The organism is Leminorella grimontii ATCC 33999 = DSM 5078 (assembly GCF_000439085.1).
Taxonomy (GTDB): domain Bacteria; phylum Pseudomonadota; class Gammaproteobacteria; order Enterobacterales; family Enterobacteriaceae; genus Leminorella; species Leminorella grimontii.
This window is the reverse complement of the sequence record NZ_AUUA01000004.1, coordinates 101157-118352: the sequence shown is the minus strand read 5'-3', so window position 1 is coordinate 118352 and position 17196 is coordinate 101157. Positions and strand designations below refer to the sequence as shown.

General features: G+C 52.2%; 16 protein-coding genes and 1 pseudogene. 7 read left to right on the top strand and 10 right to left on the bottom strand.

Translation table 11 applies throughout. The features are described 5' to 3' along the window. The first annotated feature begins 47 nt into the window (after nucleotides 1–47). Nucleotides 48–290 carry a DinI-like family protein gene (locus G544_RS0109685; RefSeq protein WP_027274414.1) on the top strand — a complete coding sequence of 81 codons (243 nt, stop codon included), beginning with the start codon at nucleotides 48–50 and terminating at the stop codon, nucleotides 288–290. An 86-nt stretch (nucleotides 291–376) separates the two neighbouring features. On the opposite strand, the gene gyrA is transcribed toward G544_RS0109685, so the two are convergent. Next, the gene (gene gyrA / locus G544_RS0109680) at nucleotides 377–3100 is read right to left on the bottom strand and encodes a DNA topoisomerase (ATP-hydrolyzing) subunit A (protein WP_027274413.1); all 2724 of its coding nucleotides are present in this window, start codon (nucleotides 3098–3100) and stop codon (nucleotides 377–379) included. A gap of 168 nt (nucleotides 3101–3268) precedes the next feature. Between gyrA and ubiG the strand changes: the two genes are divergently transcribed. The 3 genes from ubiG to nrdB all read left to right on the top strand — a co-directional run bounded on the left by ubiG (nucleotide 3269) and on the right by nrdB (nucleotide 7865). Continuing rightward, nucleotides 3269–3979: a bifunctional 2-polyprenyl-6-hydroxyphenol methylase/3-demethylubiquinol 3-O-methyltransferase UbiG gene (ubiG, locus tag G544_RS0109675; RefSeq protein ID WP_027274412.1), complete on the top strand. Its 711-nt coding sequence runs from the start codon at nucleotides 3269–3271 to the stop codon at nucleotides 3977–3979. A 352-nt stretch (nucleotides 3980–4331) separates the two neighbouring features. Further along, the gene (gene nrdA, locus G544_RS0109670) at nucleotides 4332–6620 is read left to right on the top strand and encodes a class 1a ribonucleoside-diphosphate reductase subunit alpha (protein WP_027274411.1); all 2289 of its coding nucleotides are present in this window, start codon (nucleotides 4332–4334) and stop codon (nucleotides 6618–6620) included. Between the two features lie 108 nt (nucleotides 6621–6728). Next, the gene (gene nrdB / locus G544_RS0109665; protein WP_027274410.1) at nucleotides 6729–7865 is read left to right on the top strand and encodes a class Ia ribonucleoside-diphosphate reductase subunit beta; all 1137 of its coding nucleotides are present in this window, start codon (nucleotides 6729–6731) and stop codon (nucleotides 7863–7865) included. A 46-nt stretch (nucleotides 7866–7911) separates the two neighbouring features. Here nrdB and G544_RS0109660 read toward each other — a convergent pair whose 3' ends face one another. From G544_RS0109660 to G544_RS0109650, 3 genes are all read right to left on the bottom strand, one after another. Continuing rightward, the gene (locus G544_RS0109660; RefSeq protein WP_027274409.1) at nucleotides 7912–8850 is read right to left on the bottom strand and encodes an Rpn family recombination-promoting nuclease/putative transposase; all 939 of its coding nucleotides are present in this window, start codon (nucleotides 8848–8850) and stop codon (nucleotides 7912–7914) included. A 148-nt stretch (nucleotides 8851–8998) separates the two neighbouring features. After that, entirely contained in the window at nucleotides 8999–9352 is a 354-nt protein-coding gene (locus G544_RS0109655) for a hypothetical protein (RefSeq protein WP_027274408.1), read from the bottom strand. Nucleotides 9353–9553: 201 nt separating this feature from the next. Next, entirely contained in the window at nucleotides 9554–9967 is a 414-nt protein-coding gene (locus tag G544_RS0109650) for a hypothetical protein (protein ID WP_027274407.1), read from the bottom strand. 192 nt (nucleotides 9968–10159) lie between these two features. On the opposite strand from G544_RS0109650, the gene G544_RS0109645 reads away from it, so the two are divergent. Next, nucleotides 10160–10480, top strand: coding sequence for a hypothetical protein (locus G544_RS0109645; RefSeq protein ID WP_027274406.1), 321 nt, complete (start codon nucleotides 10160–10162; stop codon nucleotides 10478–10480). Between the two features lie 65 nt (nucleotides 10481–10545). Further along, nucleotides 10546–10674, top strand: a pseudogene (locus G544_RS22710) (helix-turn-helix domain-containing protein); the annotation flags it as partial. A 48-nt stretch (nucleotides 10675–10722) separates the two neighbouring features. On the opposite strand, the gene G544_RS0109640 reads toward G544_RS22710, so the two are convergent. The 6 genes from G544_RS0109640 to cuyB all read right to left on the bottom strand — a co-directional run bounded on the left by G544_RS0109640 (nucleotide 10723) and on the right by cuyB (nucleotide 15685). Beyond that, nucleotides 10723–11700 carry an SEL1-like repeat protein gene (locus tag G544_RS0109640; RefSeq protein ID WP_027274405.1) on the bottom strand — a complete coding sequence of 326 codons (978 nt, stop codon included), beginning with the start codon at nucleotides 11698–11700 and terminating at the stop codon, nucleotides 10723–10725. Nucleotides 11701–11745: 45 nt separating this feature from the next. Beyond that, nucleotides 11746–12450 carry a hypothetical protein gene (locus tag G544_RS0109635; RefSeq protein WP_027274404.1) on the bottom strand — a complete coding sequence of 235 codons (705 nt, stop codon included), beginning with the start codon at nucleotides 12448–12450 and terminating at the stop codon, nucleotides 11746–11748. Between the two features lie 29 nt (nucleotides 12451–12479). After that, a complete protein-coding gene (locus G544_RS0109630; RefSeq protein ID WP_027274403.1) occupies nucleotides 12480–12830 on the bottom strand; it encodes an SH3 domain-containing protein in 351 nt (116 codons plus the stop codon). A gap of 58 nt (nucleotides 12831–12888) precedes the next feature. Continuing rightward, on the bottom strand, nucleotides 12889–13494 hold the full coding sequence (locus tag G544_RS0109625; RefSeq protein ID WP_027274402.1) for a hypothetical protein: 606 nt from the start codon (nucleotides 13492–13494) through the stop codon (nucleotides 12889–12891). 93 nt (nucleotides 13495–13587) lie between these two features. Beyond that, on the bottom strand, nucleotides 13588–14889 hold the full coding sequence (locus tag G544_RS0109620; RefSeq protein WP_027274401.1) for an anaerobic C4-dicarboxylate transporter: 1302 nt from the start codon (nucleotides 14887–14889) through the stop codon (nucleotides 13588–13590). 76 nt (nucleotides 14890–14965) lie between these two features. After that, complete coding sequence (gene cuyB, locus G544_RS0109615) at nucleotides 14966–15685, bottom strand: cysteate racemase (RefSeq protein WP_027274400.1); 720 nt, start codon at nucleotides 15683–15685, stop codon at nucleotides 14966–14968. A 577-nt stretch (nucleotides 15686–16262) separates the two neighbouring features. Here cuyB and hypT point away from each other — a divergent pair. After that, nucleotides 16263–17171 carry a hypochlorite stress DNA-binding transcriptional regulator HypT gene (gene hypT, locus G544_RS0109600; protein ID WP_027274398.1) on the top strand — a complete coding sequence of 303 codons (909 nt, stop codon included), beginning with the start codon at nucleotides 16263–16265 and terminating at the stop codon, nucleotides 17169–17171. Nucleotides 17172–17196: the final 25 nt, after the last annotated feature.

The following is a 17196-nucleotide window of genomic DNA, read 5'->3' as shown; positions in this document are numbered from 1 at the left end:
TAATATACTATATAAATATACAGTATTTTTTAATCTCGAGGTCAATCATGCAGGTTGAAATCTCTATACGCAAAGAAGACGTTCTCCCCAACGGAGCCGAAGCCGCGCTGAAGGAAGAGCTGGAAAAGCGGCTGTTTTGCCATTTTGCCGACGTGCGCGTCAGAGTGCGGCGCGGCAGCGCTAATGACATTACGGTTCTAGGTGGAATGAAGTCGGATAAGGAGCTGGTGAGCGAAATCCTTCAGCAAACCTGGGAAAGCGCCGACGATTGGTTTGATGCCTATCAGTAGCGGACCGCATTGTCTTACGCACTCCATGTAAAAGAAAAGCCGACGCTTTCGCATCGGCTTTTTCTATTCACTGACGGTAAGGCGGCTTACTCTTCGTCAGAAGACGATACCGTATCGGTATCACCCTCCAGCGCCTCTTCGTCACAGACGTTTTCGTCATCCTCTTCCGCATCGGCAACCCGCTGCAGGCCAACGACGCGCTCGTCTTCCGCCGTACGGATAATCGTTACGCCCTGAGCATTACGGCCCACGACGCTGACTTCCGCCACGCGCGTACGAACCAGCGTACCGGCGTCGGTGATAAGCATGATTTGGTCGCAGGCATCGACCTGCACTGCGCCGACTACCTGACCGTTGCGCTCGCTCACCTTGATGGAGATAACCCCCTTGGTGCCGCGCGACTTGGTCGGATAGCTGCTCAGGCTGGTGCGCTTGCCGAAACCGTTTTCCGTCACCGTCAGAATATCGCCGATGCCGCTGGAGGTGGCTTCCTCTACGCCGTCATCGTCGTCATCTTCCGGCAGGTCGTCGTTAACCAGCGCTTCGTCGTCCTCCAGCGCCTCATCGCCCGCTACCTGCGGCTTGTCGCTGCCGTAAGGAACGATAAGTGAAACCACCTTGTCGCCGTCGGCCAGACGGATACCGCGAACGCCGGCAGCGGTGCGGCCCATGGAGCGAACCGCCGCCTCAGAGAAGCGAACCACTTTACCCATAGCGGAGAACAGCATGACTTCGTTGGAACCGCCGGTGACGTCAACACCGATCAGCTCGTCGCCGTCATTCAGCGTGATAGCGATAATGCCCGCGCTGCGCGGACGGCTGAATTCGGTCAACTGGGTCTTCTTCACGGTACCGTTGGCGGTCGCCATAAAGACGTTGCGGCCCTCTTCATATTCGCGAACCGGCAGAATGGCGGTAATGCGCTCATCCTGTTCCAGCGGCAGAATGTTGATGATGGGTCGACCGCGAGCGCCGCGGCTTGCCTCAGGCAGCTGATACACTTTCAGCCAGTACAGGCGGCCGCGGCTGGAGAAGCACAGAATAGTATCGTGCGTATTGGCCACCAGCAGGCGTTCGATAAAGTCTTCTTCTTTAATGCGCGCAGCCGATTTACCCTTGCCGCCGCGACGCTGAGCCTCGTAGTCGGACAGCGGCTGGTACTTGACATAGCCCTGATGGGACAGCGTCACAACCACGTTCTCCTGCTCGATCAGGTCTTCGATATTGATATCGGCGGTGTTGGCGGTGATTTCGGTACGACGAGGATCGTTGTACTGATCGCGAATAGCCGTCAGCTCTTCGCGGATCACCTCCATCAGGCGCTCCGGACTTTCCAGAATCAGAATCAGCGCTGCGATTTGAACCAGCAGCTCTTTGTATTCGTCCAGCAGCTTTTCGTGCTCTAAGCCAGTCAGGCGGTGCAAACGCAGCTCAAGGATCGCCTGGGCCTGCTGTTCGGTCAGGTAGTACTGACCGTCGCGAATGCCGTATTCAGGCTCCAGCCATTCAGGGCGAGCGGCGTCGTCGCCGGCGCGCTCAAGCATTGCGGCTACGTTACCCAACTCCCAAGGCCGAGCCAGCAGCGCGACTTTCGCTTCAGCAGCGGTTGCCGCGGCGCGAATCAGCTCAATGATCGGATCGATGTTGGCCAGCGCAATCGCCAGACCTTCAAGGATATGGGCGCGTTCGCGGGCTTTGCGCAGTTCAAAGATGGTGCGGCGAGTAACAACTTCGCGGCGGTGGCGAATAAACGCCTCCAGCATGTCCTTCAGGCCCAGCAGCTTCGGCTGGCCGTTGTGCAGCGCCACCATATTGATGCCGAACGTCACCTGCAGCTGAGTTTGTGAATAAAGGTTATTCAGCACCACTTCAGCGACCGCGTCGCGCTTGGTTTCAATCACGATACGCATACCGTCCTTATCGGACTCGTCGCGCAGCGCGCTGATGCCTTCAACCTTCTTATCCTTCACCAACTCGGCAATTTTCTCAATCAGGCGCGCTTTGTTGACCTGATAGGGAATTTCATGAACGATGATGGTTTCTTTACCGCTCTTCTCATCGGTTTCGATTTCGGCGCGAGCGCGAAGATAAATCTTGCCGCGGCCGGTGCGGTAGGCCTCTTCAATGCCGCGACGACCGTTGATGATCGCCGCCGTCGGGAAGTCCGGCCCCGGGATGTGCTCCATCAGCCCTTCAAGGGTGATGTTCTCATCGTCGATATAGGCCAGACAGCCGTTAATCACTTCAACCAGGTTATGAGGCGGAATGTTGGTCGCCATGCCCACGGCGATGCCGGAGGAGCCGTTAACCAGCAGGTTGGGAACGCGGGTCGGCAGCACGGTCGGGATCTGCTCGGTGCCGTCATAGTTCGGCCCGAAGTCGACGGTCTCTTTATCCAGATCCGCCAGCAGGTCGTGCGCCATGCGCGACATGCGAATTTCGGTATAACGCATCGCCGCCGCGGAGTCGCCGTCGATGGAACCGAAGTTCCCCTGACCGTCGACCAGCATATAGCGCAGAGAAAAAGGCTGCGCCATACGGACGATGGTGTCATACACCGCGCTGTCGCCGTGAGGGTGATATTTACCGATAACGTCGCCGACAACGCGCGCTGATTTCTTATAAGGTTTGTTCCAATCGTTGCCGAGCACGCTCATCGCATACAGCACGCGACGGTGTACCGGCTTAAGTCCATCTCGAACGTCCGGCAGCGCGCGTCCGACAATAACGGACATCGCGTAGTCGAGGTACGACGTTCTTAGTTCGTCCTCGATATTTACCGGCATTATCTCTCTGGCAAGGTCGCTCATGAAGCCGCTATCCCTCTAATTTATTAGCCTCGAAAAGGTGCAAAATTATATCACATCCCGCAGGGGGTTTCTAATATTCCCCATTTTTCCTCTCCGCACAGCCTAACTCCCCTCCGCGGGAAATTGCGGGTATACTGTCGGCCCCATAGTTTATTCAGGTATCGAGTCATGAGCGCCACAGAAAACGTCGACCGTAACGAGATAGCCAAGTTTGAAGCCATGGCTTCACGCTGGTGGGATCTTGACGGTGAATTTAAGCCGCTGCATCAGATCAACCCGCTGCGTCTGGACTACATTCAAAGTCGCGCTGACGGTCTGTTCGGCAAACGCGTGCTCGACGTCGGCTGCGGCGGCGGCATTCTGGCCGAAAGCATGGCGAAGGAAGGCGCAAAGGTCACCGGCCTCGATATGGGCTCTGAGCCGCTGTCCGTCGCTCGCCTGCACGCTCTTGAGAGCGGCGTAGAGGTGGAATATATCCAGCAGACGGTAGAAAGCCTCGCCCAGGAGCGCTCCGGTCAGTATGACGTCGTTACCTGTATGGAAATGCTGGAGCACGTCCCCAATCCGGCGTCGGTGGTTAACGCCTGCGCTCTGCTGGTCAAACCCGGCGGACAGGTCTTCTTCTCCACCATCAACCGTAACGCCAAGGCCTGGCTGATGCTGGTGGTAGGCGCCGAATACGTGATGCGAATGGTGCCCAAGGGCACCCACGATGCCGACAAGTTTATCAAACCCTCAGAGCTTATCGACTGGGTTAGTCACACGCCGCTGCGTGAGAAGCACATCATCGGGCTACACTATAATCCACTGCGCCAAAGCTTCTGGCTGGGGCCTAACGTTGACGTTAACTATATGTTACATTGCGAGCGGGAAGAGTAAGGCTTCAGGCCGCCGGAAAAAACCGGCGGTCAACGCGTTAGTACTCTCTGTAGAACAAAAAGACAATTCATTTTTTTACTAAAATTCAGCATTTTTTTATCACTTTTATAGCGCGCGAAGAACTTACAGTGATACGGTGACTTAGCCCATTTATCCCAAAGGTTATCCACAGCTTTTCCCTTTTTTGTTCACTTGCAAACGCCCCCTAATAACACTATCTTGTAGCTTATTGCTATTAAGCCCCCTATATATTGTGTTTTGTCGCCAGCGTCGGAATCTCCCGCTGAGCGATGGTTGGTGTCTTGAACGTTTTGAAAGACACACTTTTTTCACGGAAAGGTAGTATTACGCTATGAATCAAAGCTTATTGGTTACTAAACGAGACGGTCGCAAGGAACGCATCAACCTCGACAAGATCCACCGGGTTCTCGACTGGGCGGCGGAAGGACTGAACAACGTCTCCGTCTCCCAGGTTGAGCTGCGCTCCCACATCCAGTTCTACGACGGCATCCGCACGTCCGATATTCACGAAACCATCATTCGGGCCGCAGCCGATCTTATTTCCCGCGACACGCCGGACTATCAATACATGGCCGCCCGCCTGGCCATTTTCCACCTGCGCAAAAAAGCCTACGGGCAATTTGAGCCGCCCGCGCTGTACGACCACGTGAAAAAGATGGTCGAGATGGGCCGCTATGACGAACACCTGCTGACGGACTATACCCAGGAAGAGTTCGAGCAGATGGGCGAATTTATCGACCACTGGCGCGATATGAACTTCTCTTACGCAGCGGTGAAGCAGCTGGAAGGCAAATACCTGGTGCAAAACCGCGTCACCGGCGAAGTGTATGAAAGCGCCCAGTTCCTATACATTCTGGTCGCCGCCTGCCTGTTCTCACGCTACCCGCGCGAGACGCGTCTGGGCTACGTGAAGCGCTTTTATGACGCAATTTCCACCTTCAAAATTTCGCTGCCGACGCCAATTATGTCCGGCGTGCGCACGCCGACCCGCCAGTTCAGCTCCTGTGTGCTGATCGAGTGCGGCGACAGTCTGGACTCCATCAACGCCACCTCCAGCGCCATCGTGAAGTACGTTTCCCAGCGCGCCGGCATCGGCATCAACGCTGGCCGCATCCGCGCGCTCGGCAGCCCTATTCGCAACGGCGAAGCGTTCCATACCGGCTGTATTCCGTTCTACAAGCACTTCCAAAGCGCGGTGAAGTCCTGCTCTCAGGGCGGCGTGCGCGGCGGTGCGGCAACGGTGTTCTACCCGCTGTGGCACCTTGAGGTCGAAAGCCTGTTAGTGCTGAGAAACAACCGCGGCGTAGAAGAAAACCGCGTGCGCCACATGGACTACGGCGTTCAGCTCAACAAGCTGATGTACCAACGCCTGCTTAAAAACGAAAACATCACCCTGTTCAGCCCGTCCGACGTGCCGGGGCTGTACGACGCCTTCTTTACCGATCAGGACGAGTTTGAGCGCCTGTACGTGAAGTACGAAGCGGACGCGTCGATTCGCCAGCGCCAAGTGAAAGCCGTCGAGCTGTTCTCGCTGATGATGCAGGAACGCGCCTCTACCGGCCGTATCTATATTCAGAACGTCGACCACTGCAACACCCACAGCCCGTTCGACCCGACGGTTGCGCCTGTTCGTCAGTCCAACCTGTGCCTTGAAATCGCGCTGCCTACCAAGCCGCTGGAAGACATCAACGACGAAAACGGCGAAATCGCACTGTGTACGCTCTCCGCATTTAATCTGGGCGCTATCGACAGCCTGGACGCCCTGGAAGAGCTGGCAAGCCTTGCGGTACGCGCTCTTGACGCCCTGCTGGACTATCAGGACTACCCGATTCTGGCCGCAAGAAAAGGCTCCATGGGCCGCCGTACGCTGGGCATTGGCGTCATCAACTACGCTTACTATCTGGCCAAGCACGGCGTACGCTATTCCGACGGCAGCGCCAACGGCCTGACCCACAGGACGTTTGAAGCCATTCAATATTACCTGCTGAAGGCGTCCAACGAGCTGGCGAAAGAACAGGGAGCCTGCCCGTGGTTTAACGAAACCCGCTATGCGCAGGGCATTCTGCCTATCGACAACTACAAAAAGGATCTGGACAGCCTGTGCAACGAACCGCTTCGCTACGACTGGGAAACGCTTCGCCAGGAGATCAAGACCCACGGCCTGCGCAACTCTACCCTGTCTGCGCTGATGCCGTCAGAGACGTCGTCCCAGATCTCCAACGCCACCAACGGCATTGAGCCGCCGCGCGGCTATATCAGCATTAAGGCGTCAAAGGACGGCATCCTTCGTCAAGTCGTTCCCGACTACGAAAAGCTGCACGGCAACTATGAGCTACTGTGGGACATGCCGGGCAACGACGGCTACCTGCACCTGGTCGGCCTGATGCAGAAGTTTATCGATCAGTCGATTTCCGCCAACACCAACTACGACCCGACCCGCTTCCCTGGCGGCAAGGTACCGATGAAGCAGCTGCTTAAAGACCTGCTCACCGCCTATAAGTACGGAGTGAAAACGCTCTACTACCAGAACACCCGCGACGGTGCTGAGGACGCACAGGAAGACCTGATGCCGGCCAAGGCGGAAGACGACGGCTGCGAAAGCGGCGCCTGCAAAATTTAATGACGCTTTTGGGGGAGCCTTTGCTCCCCTATGCCCGTTAGACTTCCGCGCCCGGCCCAAAAGCCGCGGCTTGCTGAACGATAAAGGGACAATTACGGGGATATACCAATGCCGCATACCTACACGACGTTTTCACAGAAAAAAAACGATCAGCTTAAAGAACCGATGTTCTTCGGCCAGCCGGTCAACGTGGCTCGCTACGACCAGCAAAAGCACGAGCTGTTTGAAAAGCTGATTGAAAAGCAGCTCTCCTTCTTCTGGCGCCCGGAAGAAGTTGACGTTTCGCGCGATCGCATCGACTATCAGGCGCTGCCGGACCACGAAAAGCACATCTTCATCAGCAACCTGAAGTATCAGACGCTGCTGGACTCCATTCAGGGCCGCAGCCCCAACGTGGCCCTGCTGCCGCTGATTTCTATCCCCGAGCTGGAAACCTGGGTGGAAACCTGGTCCTTCTCGGAAACCATCCATTCGCGCTCTTACACCCACATCATTCGCAACATCGTTAACGATCCCTCTATCGTATTTGACGACATCGTCTCCAACGAAGAGATCTTAAAGCGCGCGAAGGACATCTCGCACTACTACGACGATCTGATTGCCACCAGCAACTACTACCATTTGCTGGGAGAAGGCACCCATAACGTCAACGGCCAAAAGGTCGTTATCAGCCTGCGCGAGCTGAAGAAGAAGCTGTATCTGTGCCTGATGAGTGTCAACGCACTGGAAGCCATCCGCTTCTACGTCAGCTTCGCCTGCTCCTTCGCCTTCGCCGAGCGCGAGCTGATGGAAGGCAACGCCAAGATCATCCGCCTTATCGCCCGCGACGAAGCGCTGCACCTGACCGGCACCCAGCACATGCTCAACCTGATGCGCTCGGGCAACGACGATCCGGAAATGGCCGACATCGCCGAAGAGTGCCAGCAGCAGTGCTACGATCTGTTCGTTCTGGCAGCTCAGCAGGAAAAAGAATGGGCGGACTACCTGTTCCGAGACGGTTCCATGATCGGCCTGAACAAGGACATTTTGTGTCAGTACGTGGAATACATCACTAACATCCGCATGCAGGCGGTTGGCTTGGCGCTGCCGTTTGAAACCCGCTCTAATCCAATCCCTTGGATAAACGCCTGGCTGGTGTCTGACAACGTTCAGGTCGCGCCGCAGGAGGTAGAAGTCAGCTCCTATCTGGTGGGGCAGATTGACTCTGAGGTAAATGCGGACGATTTGAGTGATTTTGAGCTTTAAGCTGTTAATTTAGATAAAAGCGGGGCAATGCGTCCCGCTCTCTCTTTCAAAAATCAATAGTGGCCAATTCCTGCGGTGAGATCCCTGTGATCCTCAGTATGTAATCACGTTCCAGCCCGTTCTCCAACATCGTGCGGGCAATACGCAGCGCCTCTTCTTGACGACCTTGTTGCCAGCCCTCTTGTCGACCTTCTTGTCGACCCTCTTGTCGACCTTTCTGCCAACCTGCAGCGTGTAGCCTCTCTGCAATAGTCATCAACTCCTCCTTATGTTGCGGCGAACGCTTGGCAATCTGCTGGATAAATTCGTTGAAATCGGGCGCATCACCACAGCGTAGCATGTAATTAAACAGCGTTTCTCGTTGGACATTAGTAGTGTATCCCATCGCCAGTAGCGAGACTAGCTGCTCCACCAAACTCATCAAATCCCGCTGACGAATGTGCTTTTGTATCAGTTCAAGCAGCGCCATGCGCCGGTGCTGCATAATCTCTTCATCGGGCGTAGTGGTGATATCTACCAGCGGAAACGGCTGGCAATAGAGCTGCCGCGCCAGCGCCGGATCGGAAAAAATATCCAACCAGCATAGCGTATGTGGGTAAGGGCTCTCCAGCCCATGATAAAACAGCATCGGTACTACTAACGGCAGCGTTTTATGGCCTTTATCCAAATGCCTTTGCATCACGTCCATTGCGTAACGTATCAGCCGGAAGGCCATAAGATTGTCGGGTGAGCTTTGATGCTCAACCACCACGTAAATATAGCCTTGACCCGTTGCGGTATTCACCGACCAGATCATGTCGGAATGATATGCCCGCAAATCCTGTTTAACAAAACTGGCGGGTTCCGGTTTCAACGTATTCAAATCACACAGTTGCCGTAGCGCAGGAGGAAGATGGATGTCTAAAAAATCTCGCGCCGTATCGGGGTGAGATAAAAACTTTTTAAATACCGCATCATGCGGAGTGGAGGTAGTCACCTTTTCCATGGCAGTTCATCACTGGATTGACTCAGTGGGAGAACTGTATCCGGAATCAGGTGTGGCAGCCGTTGGGCATTATTGATACTGCGTAACCTATTCAGAAAAGAACGCGCCTGAGTATAAACGATTCATCGGGGTGCGAGGCGGTACGCACCTACGGTTTACTAAACGTCGCCACCCACTCGCCGTTGGTATGGGAAAAGGCGACTTGGTCGAGATTGTACTGCACCTCGCTGGAGCCCGCCGGTCGGAATTCAGAATAGACGCTGCAAACGAGCTTCTCCTCCCCCTGTGGAGAGCACGCACTCACTTTCGTTACGCGCAGGTGGCTGACGTCCTGCTGGATTTCATCCCTCGCTTCCAGGGTATCGTTTTTCTGCGCGTCGAGTAAAAATGCCGACTTGAGCGCGCCGTCAGCCTCATCGGTAGAGGGTGCCACGGGCGCTTTATGGGCTTGGCAGGCGGTTAACAGCAGCAGCGCAGCGGAGGTGAGCGTCTTTTTTATCATTTTAGGTGTCGCGTTGGATTGTTGGTTGAGGGGATAAGGTAATGCAGGACGCGGTGGTTTTCTTTTGGGGAAATCAAGTTTTTGGAAACTGGCGGAGAATTTTTTAAAATGATGCGTTATAAAAAGAAATATCGCTATCATGAATAGTAAATGAAGGTTTACTACCATTACTATCTGATAAATATGAGATATCTAGCATAGTCACGCCCCTAATTTTATCTGCATATATTTTTCTAACGCTTTCTCCCTAACAAAATCACTAGGATCGTTTTCAGCCATGTGCTTCAAAATGAAGACTGGCAGTCCTTTGTTAAAGATTAGCCTGGCTCGAATCCCCTCATCGGGGTCTCTAGAAAATAGAAGATACATATCTACATCAAGTGGATATTTAGCAGATATTGCTTCCCGAACGACAGGATTGTCATCTTTAGAAAGATAATCCATTATTTCTCTAGGGATTGTCCTGTTTCGCGCAACCCACACTCTCATGTCGGGATATCCCTTAATGAGTTCAAGCCACACGGGGACAGGCGCCTCTTTCCTTCCGGCTAGATTATATTCATTAGGACAATTACTGTTTATTAATTTTATAAATTCATCTGGTGTACTGATCATAACCTAAACCTTTATCATTTTCAGAAAGTTACATGTAATCCTGAGAAACTGATATGATACAGATAATGAAGTAACATCTAGAAAATTTATCTCCACTCTACTTAGGTATTTTTACATTACCTAGTTTGGTGAAAATAAGGAAATAATTTGGGCAGATGTGCTAAAGAACATCAAAGGCCTTAGAGGTATATTATGGATAATATTATTAAAAACAAGTGTTTTTTGAGTTTTATCATGATTGTATTAATAGCGATTCTGACTTGGATTTTTATTGGTATTGAGATAATTCATGATGAATTCAAAGAGGATAAAAAATATGATTTTTTTATTAAAAAACATGCAAGTACACAGGTTTTCTTTATAGACCCAACAAATTGTAATGCTGGTTGTGATACGCCTGCGTTTAATGATTTAAATGAAAAAGAGCTTAAGCAATTTTCAGACTATTGCTTTTACCGATATGACCTGTTTTCTACAGAAAGATGTTATGACGCTTTATATAAGAAAGATTAGCTGGCTTGACTTTGTTGAATAAATCATATCTAGACAAGAGAACCCCTATCATTTTCAAATCATAATCCACCCTATCAAACGGCGGGTTCTTCCAAACTCTCTTTTATCCACAGGGAGAGAGGCTTATTACGCAGGCGCTGAACGTCCCGCCACAGGAGATTTGGCCTTCTCGCTATTGTGATAGGCCAAATTAACCTTTAATGTTTATTTCCCACGCCGTTTCAACAACGGCGCATTTAATCTCAAGGCTGCTGGCGAAAACGTTTCTCTAACCTGAGTAAATCTAATAGTTCGGCATCTTTCATATGAAATGCCATACCATCAGGTAAACTGCGCCGAAAATCCGATAACTCGGTTAATTCATAGAAAAAATTATTTTCATAAAATGCTTTAATCGCCGTAAGCTCAGGCATTAGCTCCATCATTGGCACATTTACGCCATAGCCCTGACGGACCTGAGCCAGATTGCTCATTTTGACAATGCACTCTTCGCACCCTGCATTCACACCCTTTTCCCATAAACGGTAAGCATCCAGCCGCCGGCCTTCCATATCGGCAAGAACGCCGAGGTGATTGTAGGCATTCGCGTCGCCTTGTTCTATGGCGCATTCAAGCAGACGTTTCCCCAAAGGATGCAGTTCCTGAGCGCGAATAACAATTGTCCTTCCCACTAACGACATGGCTTCCGGGCTGCCGCGTTTAACGGCCTCCGCGAGCAAGTAATACATAGCCATATCGTCTCGACCGTACAAATACGTCGCATATTTGTATGCGGCAATAGGTATGCCCTTCGCAACAAGCTCTCGAAGCCGGGTGGCGGCAACGTCCGCCGGCGTCTCTGCGCTTGGATATTTTATTGCCCAAACGCTATTCACATAGGTCGCCTTCCAGCTCCCCGCCTTTACCGCCGCAACGAGCAAATCTTCGCGTTGTTGTCTATGTTTAGCATCGCCCCAAAATCCCTCTATTTGATCGCCTTTCGAGGCATACTGAATAAAATCGCTGAACGCTTTTGCAGCCGCCGGAGTCTCTTTCGGCGTGAATTCAGACTCATTTTGGCAAACAAATTTTTCATTCTGGAAATACTTCAGCAGCCCCGTATCTGGATTGATTCTACCCGCTGAATCAGCCCATTTTGGCGAGTGGTTAAAATCCTCCAGCTTATCCTGAGCGCTCACTGCTCCTGATAAAATAAAAAAGATTATTAAAAACTTATACATATTTCCTTCCCTTGAATGGATTTATATATTTTAGAAAAGGGCCAGTTATCTCCACGCCTGCCGTACTTCAGCAAGGCTATACTCCTTTGCGCCTTTTACCATAGGGCCAATCTTGTGAACCAATACGGCGTTCTTTGCATCGTAAAATTTTTCATCAAACGCCTGAATATCCAGCGAACTTAGGTAACTTTCCAACATAGCGGCTGTAAATCGGCTTTTTACTGTCCTGTTTTTATATTGCCGTATATCTTCAAACTGCTGTACTTCCCCGCCCGCATCAAAGGTCCATTTTGTACCTTCATTGACAGCGGCGATAGAACGCAGCGTATTGGGAATATCGATACTATTTCCGGAATAAATTTCCATAATAACGGCCCCCAATTTACCGGGTAAATCAGGAGAATAATGCATGCGCACGCCGGTACATCCAATAAGTTTGGCAAGATAGCTCACTGAACTGAACGCATCCGCACCTCTCCATCCGTTGTCAAAATAGGCGGTCCAACCACCGACAGTAGATACAAACAGTATTCTTCGCCTCTCAATGCTTGTTAACGGCAGCAGCTCCGGCAACAGCATATCGAGCGAATCTTTAGACATGAAAACGCCTGAAATATCAACGCCCCGCGGCTGGTGAACTTTCTTCATCCATTGAATATAGGCATTAACAGCAACGTTAAGATCGCATTTCAGAAAACCAATTTCAGCGGTAAGCGGAGAGTACGTTCCCTGATATAATTCGACAGTCATTGGTTTTACCCTATTAGACATAGCGAAGCTCAAACCGGAACAAGATTCCCCACCGGCACCCACCCCTCCTCCTTGGAAGAATCATTCCGACACCATACCCAGCCGTTAAGCTCTTTTACCCCCGTCAAAACGTCCCCTTCATCGACGTCCATTTCCTTCGCCGTGTAGTCTTCCAGCGCTTCGCCTTCACTGTCGCTCACCCAGCGAATAACCTGCTTAGGCACCCAGCCTGCGATTTGCAATGCTGTTTCACAGTAATACCAATCTTCCCAGCCTTCATCTCCCTCATATTTTTCCCCTACGGCTAGCCTGTCGCCCTTAGAAAAGGTGATAGGGTTTGGGAATTCGCTCCGATGAGGCTTTATGACTTTATAATTCATGCCGTTCCTCCGTTAGTGGATATTATCTCGATCCGTCGTTATTCGGTATTTGTACTGCTCACCTAATAAACCGAAACGAATGAAAGATCAGCATCGCCTCATCCCTGGCCGCATCGCATTCATCCACCTGACACGTGAAGACTAATATCACTGACTTCTTGTTTTTATCGTCATTAATATACATCTGTTCAAAATACTTCAGAGGGTCGTCGTCCTGAATGGCCGTATATTCCAAGTGAATAGCTTTGCTTGAATACCAGCTGACGCTTTCTGAAGTCAGCAGTTTAACCGCTTTGAATCCATGCTCTGCCTGCAGTGACTTTTTAACCTCTTTACCGAAGGAAGCAGCAGACGTAAAAAGCAAAGAGTCATAATCGCTTATCGACACCAAAACGACGGGGCCGTATTTTTCACCCTCGTCATCCAGCCGGTATAAAATAAGGTCACCGTCGTCAACCGTCGCATCGCCCCAATTGTCCGCATAACGAACCTCATAGCGCAGGTTTTTATCTTCAAACCTGTGGGGAAGATTTCTCGCCTTTTCCCGCAGCTCCGGCGATGACAGCAGTACCTTACTTTCGGGGGTTCTAATGTCTTTATCGCCACAGCCTCCAAGCAGTAAAAGCGCCACCAGCGCCAGAAAACCGCAAAACGCTCTTTTCATCAAGGCTCCTGTTCAAACCGACGAGACCAAATATACAAAAAGGCCCCGCGATAAATCGCGAGGCCCGTCAGTATAACGCTCTCTAATTCTGCTTTACACCACCATCGGCGCCAGCAGGAACCCGAACGCCACGCCTGCCGCAATCCCGCCAAGGCCCGGCAGCATAAACGGATGGTTAAGCACGTACTTACCGACCCGCGTCGTGCCGGTGGTGTCAAACTCCATGGCCGCCAGCGACGTCGGGTAGGTCGGCAGCACAAACACCCCTGTCACCGCCACGTAGGACGCCAGAATCGCCCAGGTCGGCACGCCGAGCGCAACCGCCAGAGGAATAATCAACGGCGTGGTGGCGCCCTGCGAGTACAGCAGCGCACAGGTGCCAAACAGCACCAGCGCCAGCAGCATCGGATAGGCAGCAAGCACGTCGCCGGCGATCGCCTTGATCTCCACCATGTGGGCGTCAACAAAGGTCGTACCCAGCGTGACGATACCCAGAATAACCGCCACCGAACTCATGCCGGCACGGAAAGTGGGCGCTAACACAACCGAGTCGGTCGAGGTTTTACAAAAGACCACCATCAGGCAGGCGGCGGACATCATGCAGATAATGATGATATCCCGCGTTCCCATCGGTTTGCCGATGTCAAAGCCCGGACGAAGGGACGGGAAGGCGGCCAGCACCACGATAGCCACCGTCGCCAGCAGGAACAGCGCGACGGAAAGCTTGGCGCTCGGCGAGCCGCAGTCCTGTTTCTCTTCATACTTGCGCACCAGCCCTTTTTGCAGGCGCTCAAGGTAGACCTCATCATCCTCCAGCTCACAGCCCTGACGTGAAGCGATAAACGCCGCTACCATCGCCGCAACGAACGATGCGGGCAGGCACACCGCCATTACCTGAATAAAGGTGACGCCGTTGCCTTCCATAATGGTCAGCATAGCCGCCATGGCAGCGCTGATGGGCGAGCCGGAAATGGCGATTTGCGAAGCAACGACAGAGCCGGCCAGCGTCCTTGACGGACGAATGCCGGACTCCTTCGCCACCTCGGCAATCACCGGCAGCGTAGAGAACACGATAAAGCCGGTGCCCGCCATGATGGTCATCGTCCAGGTGATGATAGGCGCAATGATGTTGATGTACTTCGGGTTGCGCCGCATAAACGCGCCGGCGACCTTAACCAGGTAGTCCATACCGCCTGCGGCCTGTAGAGCGGACGCGGCGACCACTACCGTCATAATAATCAGAATAACGTCAACCGGCGGCGAACCGATAGGAAGGCCGAAGCCCAGCGTCAGTATCGCCAGCCCCAGCCCGCCGCACAGACCGATGCCTATCCCACCTAAGCGGATGCCGAAAAATATCGCACCCAGAACAACGATTATCTCTAACCAAACCATAACGAACTCCACCTTGTAATGTTATTAATATGATGAAAATAAAAACGTTAGTGCGTATCGGTCTTTCTTTATTGTTCTACTTCGTAAGCAAACAGCGCTTCCCCACCCGCTCCTCGTACCACCGAATCCCCGCCCTGACTAAAGCGCCGGTAGAGTCGACGTATTTTTCCGGATTGGCCGACACGGCGTCCGCCAGGATCACCGGCACTTCCGTACAGCCCAGTACGATAATTTCCGCACCGCGGGCAAAAAGCGCATTCGCCTGCTCAACCATCATCTGCTTGGCGCGGGGAAGCTCTCCCGCCTTCAGAGCGTAAATGCTTTCCATCACCTGCTTCTGGCTCTCTTCATCAGGACGGATGCACTCAAGTCCTCGCTCCTCAATGCCTTTCTGGTAAAGCCCCATATAGAGCGTGGCGTTGGTCGCCAAAAGCCCGATACGCCGCTTGCCGGAAGCCACCACTTCATCCATGGTGGTTTCTACGATGCTTAATAGCTCCACGTCGCAGGCGTCTTTCAGTTCTGAAAACCAGTAATGAGCGGTATTGCAGGGGATAACGATGCACTCGGCGCCTGCCGCCTCCAGCCGCTTCATGTAGTCGGCCATGACCGGGAACGGCGACGCGCCGCCGTGCATCAGCGCCGTGGTTCTGTCAGGAATATCGGGGATAGAAGAGATAATGAGCGGGATATGCTCCTGATCGCTTCCGGCCGAGGTAAACGTCACAAATTTATTAAACATATCTACCGTTGCCGCCGGCCCCATGCCGCCCAGAACGCCTATTAAACCTTTCACGTTAACGCCTCCAGATAACGCAATTAATTAATGAGAACGGGGCTGGCTTCCTTAATTTGGATATAAAGGATCCCCTGATGCTTAATAATGAAGAAAAGCACCACATCAATTAACCTTGTTAACATTAATTTTTCTTTTATCGCTGAATTAATGCCTATTTACTGCATAGCTGAATTACTCAATTCACTGTCGACTATATAACTACGCCCATTCGGGAAAAGAAATGCAAGTATGTATGGGTCGATGCAAAATCTGCATAACCATCGATCACACTCTGCGTTTAAGAGGCTCAACGAAGGAAAAAACCTGTGGCAATATGACCTCAAGGCTAGGCAACCTCACTGCCATTGCGGCTTTGGCAATGCATTCAGTTACGATGTCGGAAACGAAGGGGCTATGCAAAAATCAAATAGCGGTGTAAAACTAAAGGCAGGTAGCGAATGGGATTAAGGCGCGGCCTCTTAATCACTCTACGACAGCGATCGCTTATTTTCTTTTCATGAATAAAAATAAATCCAAGAAGAAATAAACAAGAAACTTAGGCGTTGGAAAAATAGCGAGCAACGGAAACAGAAAAATGAAAAATATAGAGACAAAGTGGCTGTACGATTTTTTGACGCTCGAAGCCAGCCGTCATTTCTCCCACGCTGCCGAAGAGCGAAATATTTCTCAACCGGCCTTCAGCCGCCGCATCAAGGCGCTGGAGTCCGCCGTGGGCGTAGAACTGTTTGATCGTACCACTACGCCGCTGCAGCTTACCGAAGAGGGAAAGTTGTTTCATTCCCAAACCCGCAGCCTGCTCCAGCAGTTGGAATGCAACCTCAACGAACTGTCCGGCCGCAACCTGTTAAGCCTGCCCAACATTAAAATCGCCGCGGCCCACTCGCTGGCAACCGCCCTGATGCCTAAGCTTATCCACTCGCTCTCAGGCGTTGGCGGCGAATTCGTTTATCACGTCGAGGCGATCGACGTGGTGCAAGTGGTCAGCACGCTGAGGGAAGGAAAGAACGACTTCAGCATCTCCTTTTATGACGAAGACCTGATGCAGTCCCCCTTTTGCCACCTGAAAATCTTTGAGTCGGAGCTGTACCCGGTGTGCGCGACCGATAAATACGGGCTTCCCCGTTTTGATATCTATCAGCCTCAGGTGCCGCTGCTCAACTACACCAGCGCCTCCTACATGGGGCGGCTGGTCAACCGCCGCCTGGGCGAGGTGAAGGCCATCGATCCGAAAACGCTGTTTATGTCGTCGATGAGCGAGCTGTTGAAAAACATGGCGCTGGACGGCCACGGCGTCGCCTGGCTGCCCATCTACTCTATCGTTAACGAACTGAGGGAAAAGCGGCTGGTGTGTCTGGATACGCCGGAGCTGACGATCCCCATCCAGGCCTACGTGTACAGAATGGACACCCGCCTGAACAAAACCGCAGAACACTTTTGGAACATATTGAAGAGCGGCATGCCGGAAGAGATTAAAAACCTGTAAAGCAAGAGCAAGGCCGTACCGTCGC

What these genes read in the sequence shown, in the direction of transcription:
- G544_RS0109685 (WP_027274414.1), top strand. Translation starts at nt 48, where the DNA reads ATGCAGGTTGAAATCTCTATACGCAAAGAAGACGTTCTCCCCAACGGA.
- gyrA (WP_027274413.1), bottom strand. Translation starts at nt 3,100, where the DNA reads ATGAGCGACCTTGCCAGAGAGATAATGCCGGTAAATATCGAGGACGAA.
- ubiG (WP_027274412.1), top strand. Translation starts at nt 3,269, where the DNA reads ATGAGCGCCACAGAAAACGTCGACCGTAACGAGATAGCCAAGTTTGAA.
- nrdA (WP_027274411.1), top strand. Translation starts at nt 4,332, where the DNA reads ATGAATCAAAGCTTATTGGTTACTAAACGAGACGGTCGCAAGGAACGC.
- nrdB (WP_027274410.1), top strand. Translation starts at nt 6,729, where the DNA reads ATGCCGCATACCTACACGACGTTTTCACAGAAAAAAAACGATCAGCTT.
- G544_RS0109660 (WP_027274409.1), bottom strand. Translation starts at nt 8,850, where the DNA reads ATGGAAAAGGTGACTACCTCCACTCCGCATGATGCGGTATTTAAAAAG.
- G544_RS0109655 (WP_027274408.1), bottom strand. Translation starts at nt 9,352, where the DNA reads ATGATAAAAAAGACGCTCACCTCCGCTGCGCTGCTGCTGTTAACCGCC.
- G544_RS0109650 (WP_027274407.1), bottom strand. Translation starts at nt 9,967, where the DNA reads ATGATCAGTACACCAGATGAATTTATAAAATTAATAAACAGTAATTGT.
- G544_RS0109645 (WP_027274406.1), top strand. Translation starts at nt 10,160, where the DNA reads ATGGATAATATTATTAAAAACAAGTGTTTTTTGAGTTTTATCATGATT.
- G544_RS0109640 (WP_027274405.1), bottom strand. Translation starts at nt 11,700, where the DNA reads ATGTATAAGTTTTTAATAATCTTTTTTATTTTATCAGGAGCAGTGAGC.
- G544_RS0109635 (WP_027274404.1), bottom strand. Translation starts at nt 12,450, where the DNA reads ATGACTGTCGAATTATATCAGGGAACGTACTCTCCGCTTACCGCTGAA.
- G544_RS0109630 (WP_027274403.1), bottom strand. Translation starts at nt 12,830, where the DNA reads ATGAATTATAAAGTCATAAAGCCTCATCGGAGCGAATTCCCAAACCCT.
- G544_RS0109625 (WP_027274402.1), bottom strand. Translation starts at nt 13,494, where the DNA reads ATGAAAAGAGCGTTTTGCGGTTTTCTGGCGCTGGTGGCGCTTTTACTG.
- G544_RS0109620 (WP_027274401.1), bottom strand. Translation starts at nt 14,889, where the DNA reads ATGGTTTGGTTAGAGATAATCGTTGTTCTGGGTGCGATATTTTTCGGC.
- hypT (WP_027274398.1), top strand. Translation starts at nt 16,263, where the DNA reads ATGAAAAATATAGAGACAAAGTGGCTGTACGATTTTTTGACGCTCGAA.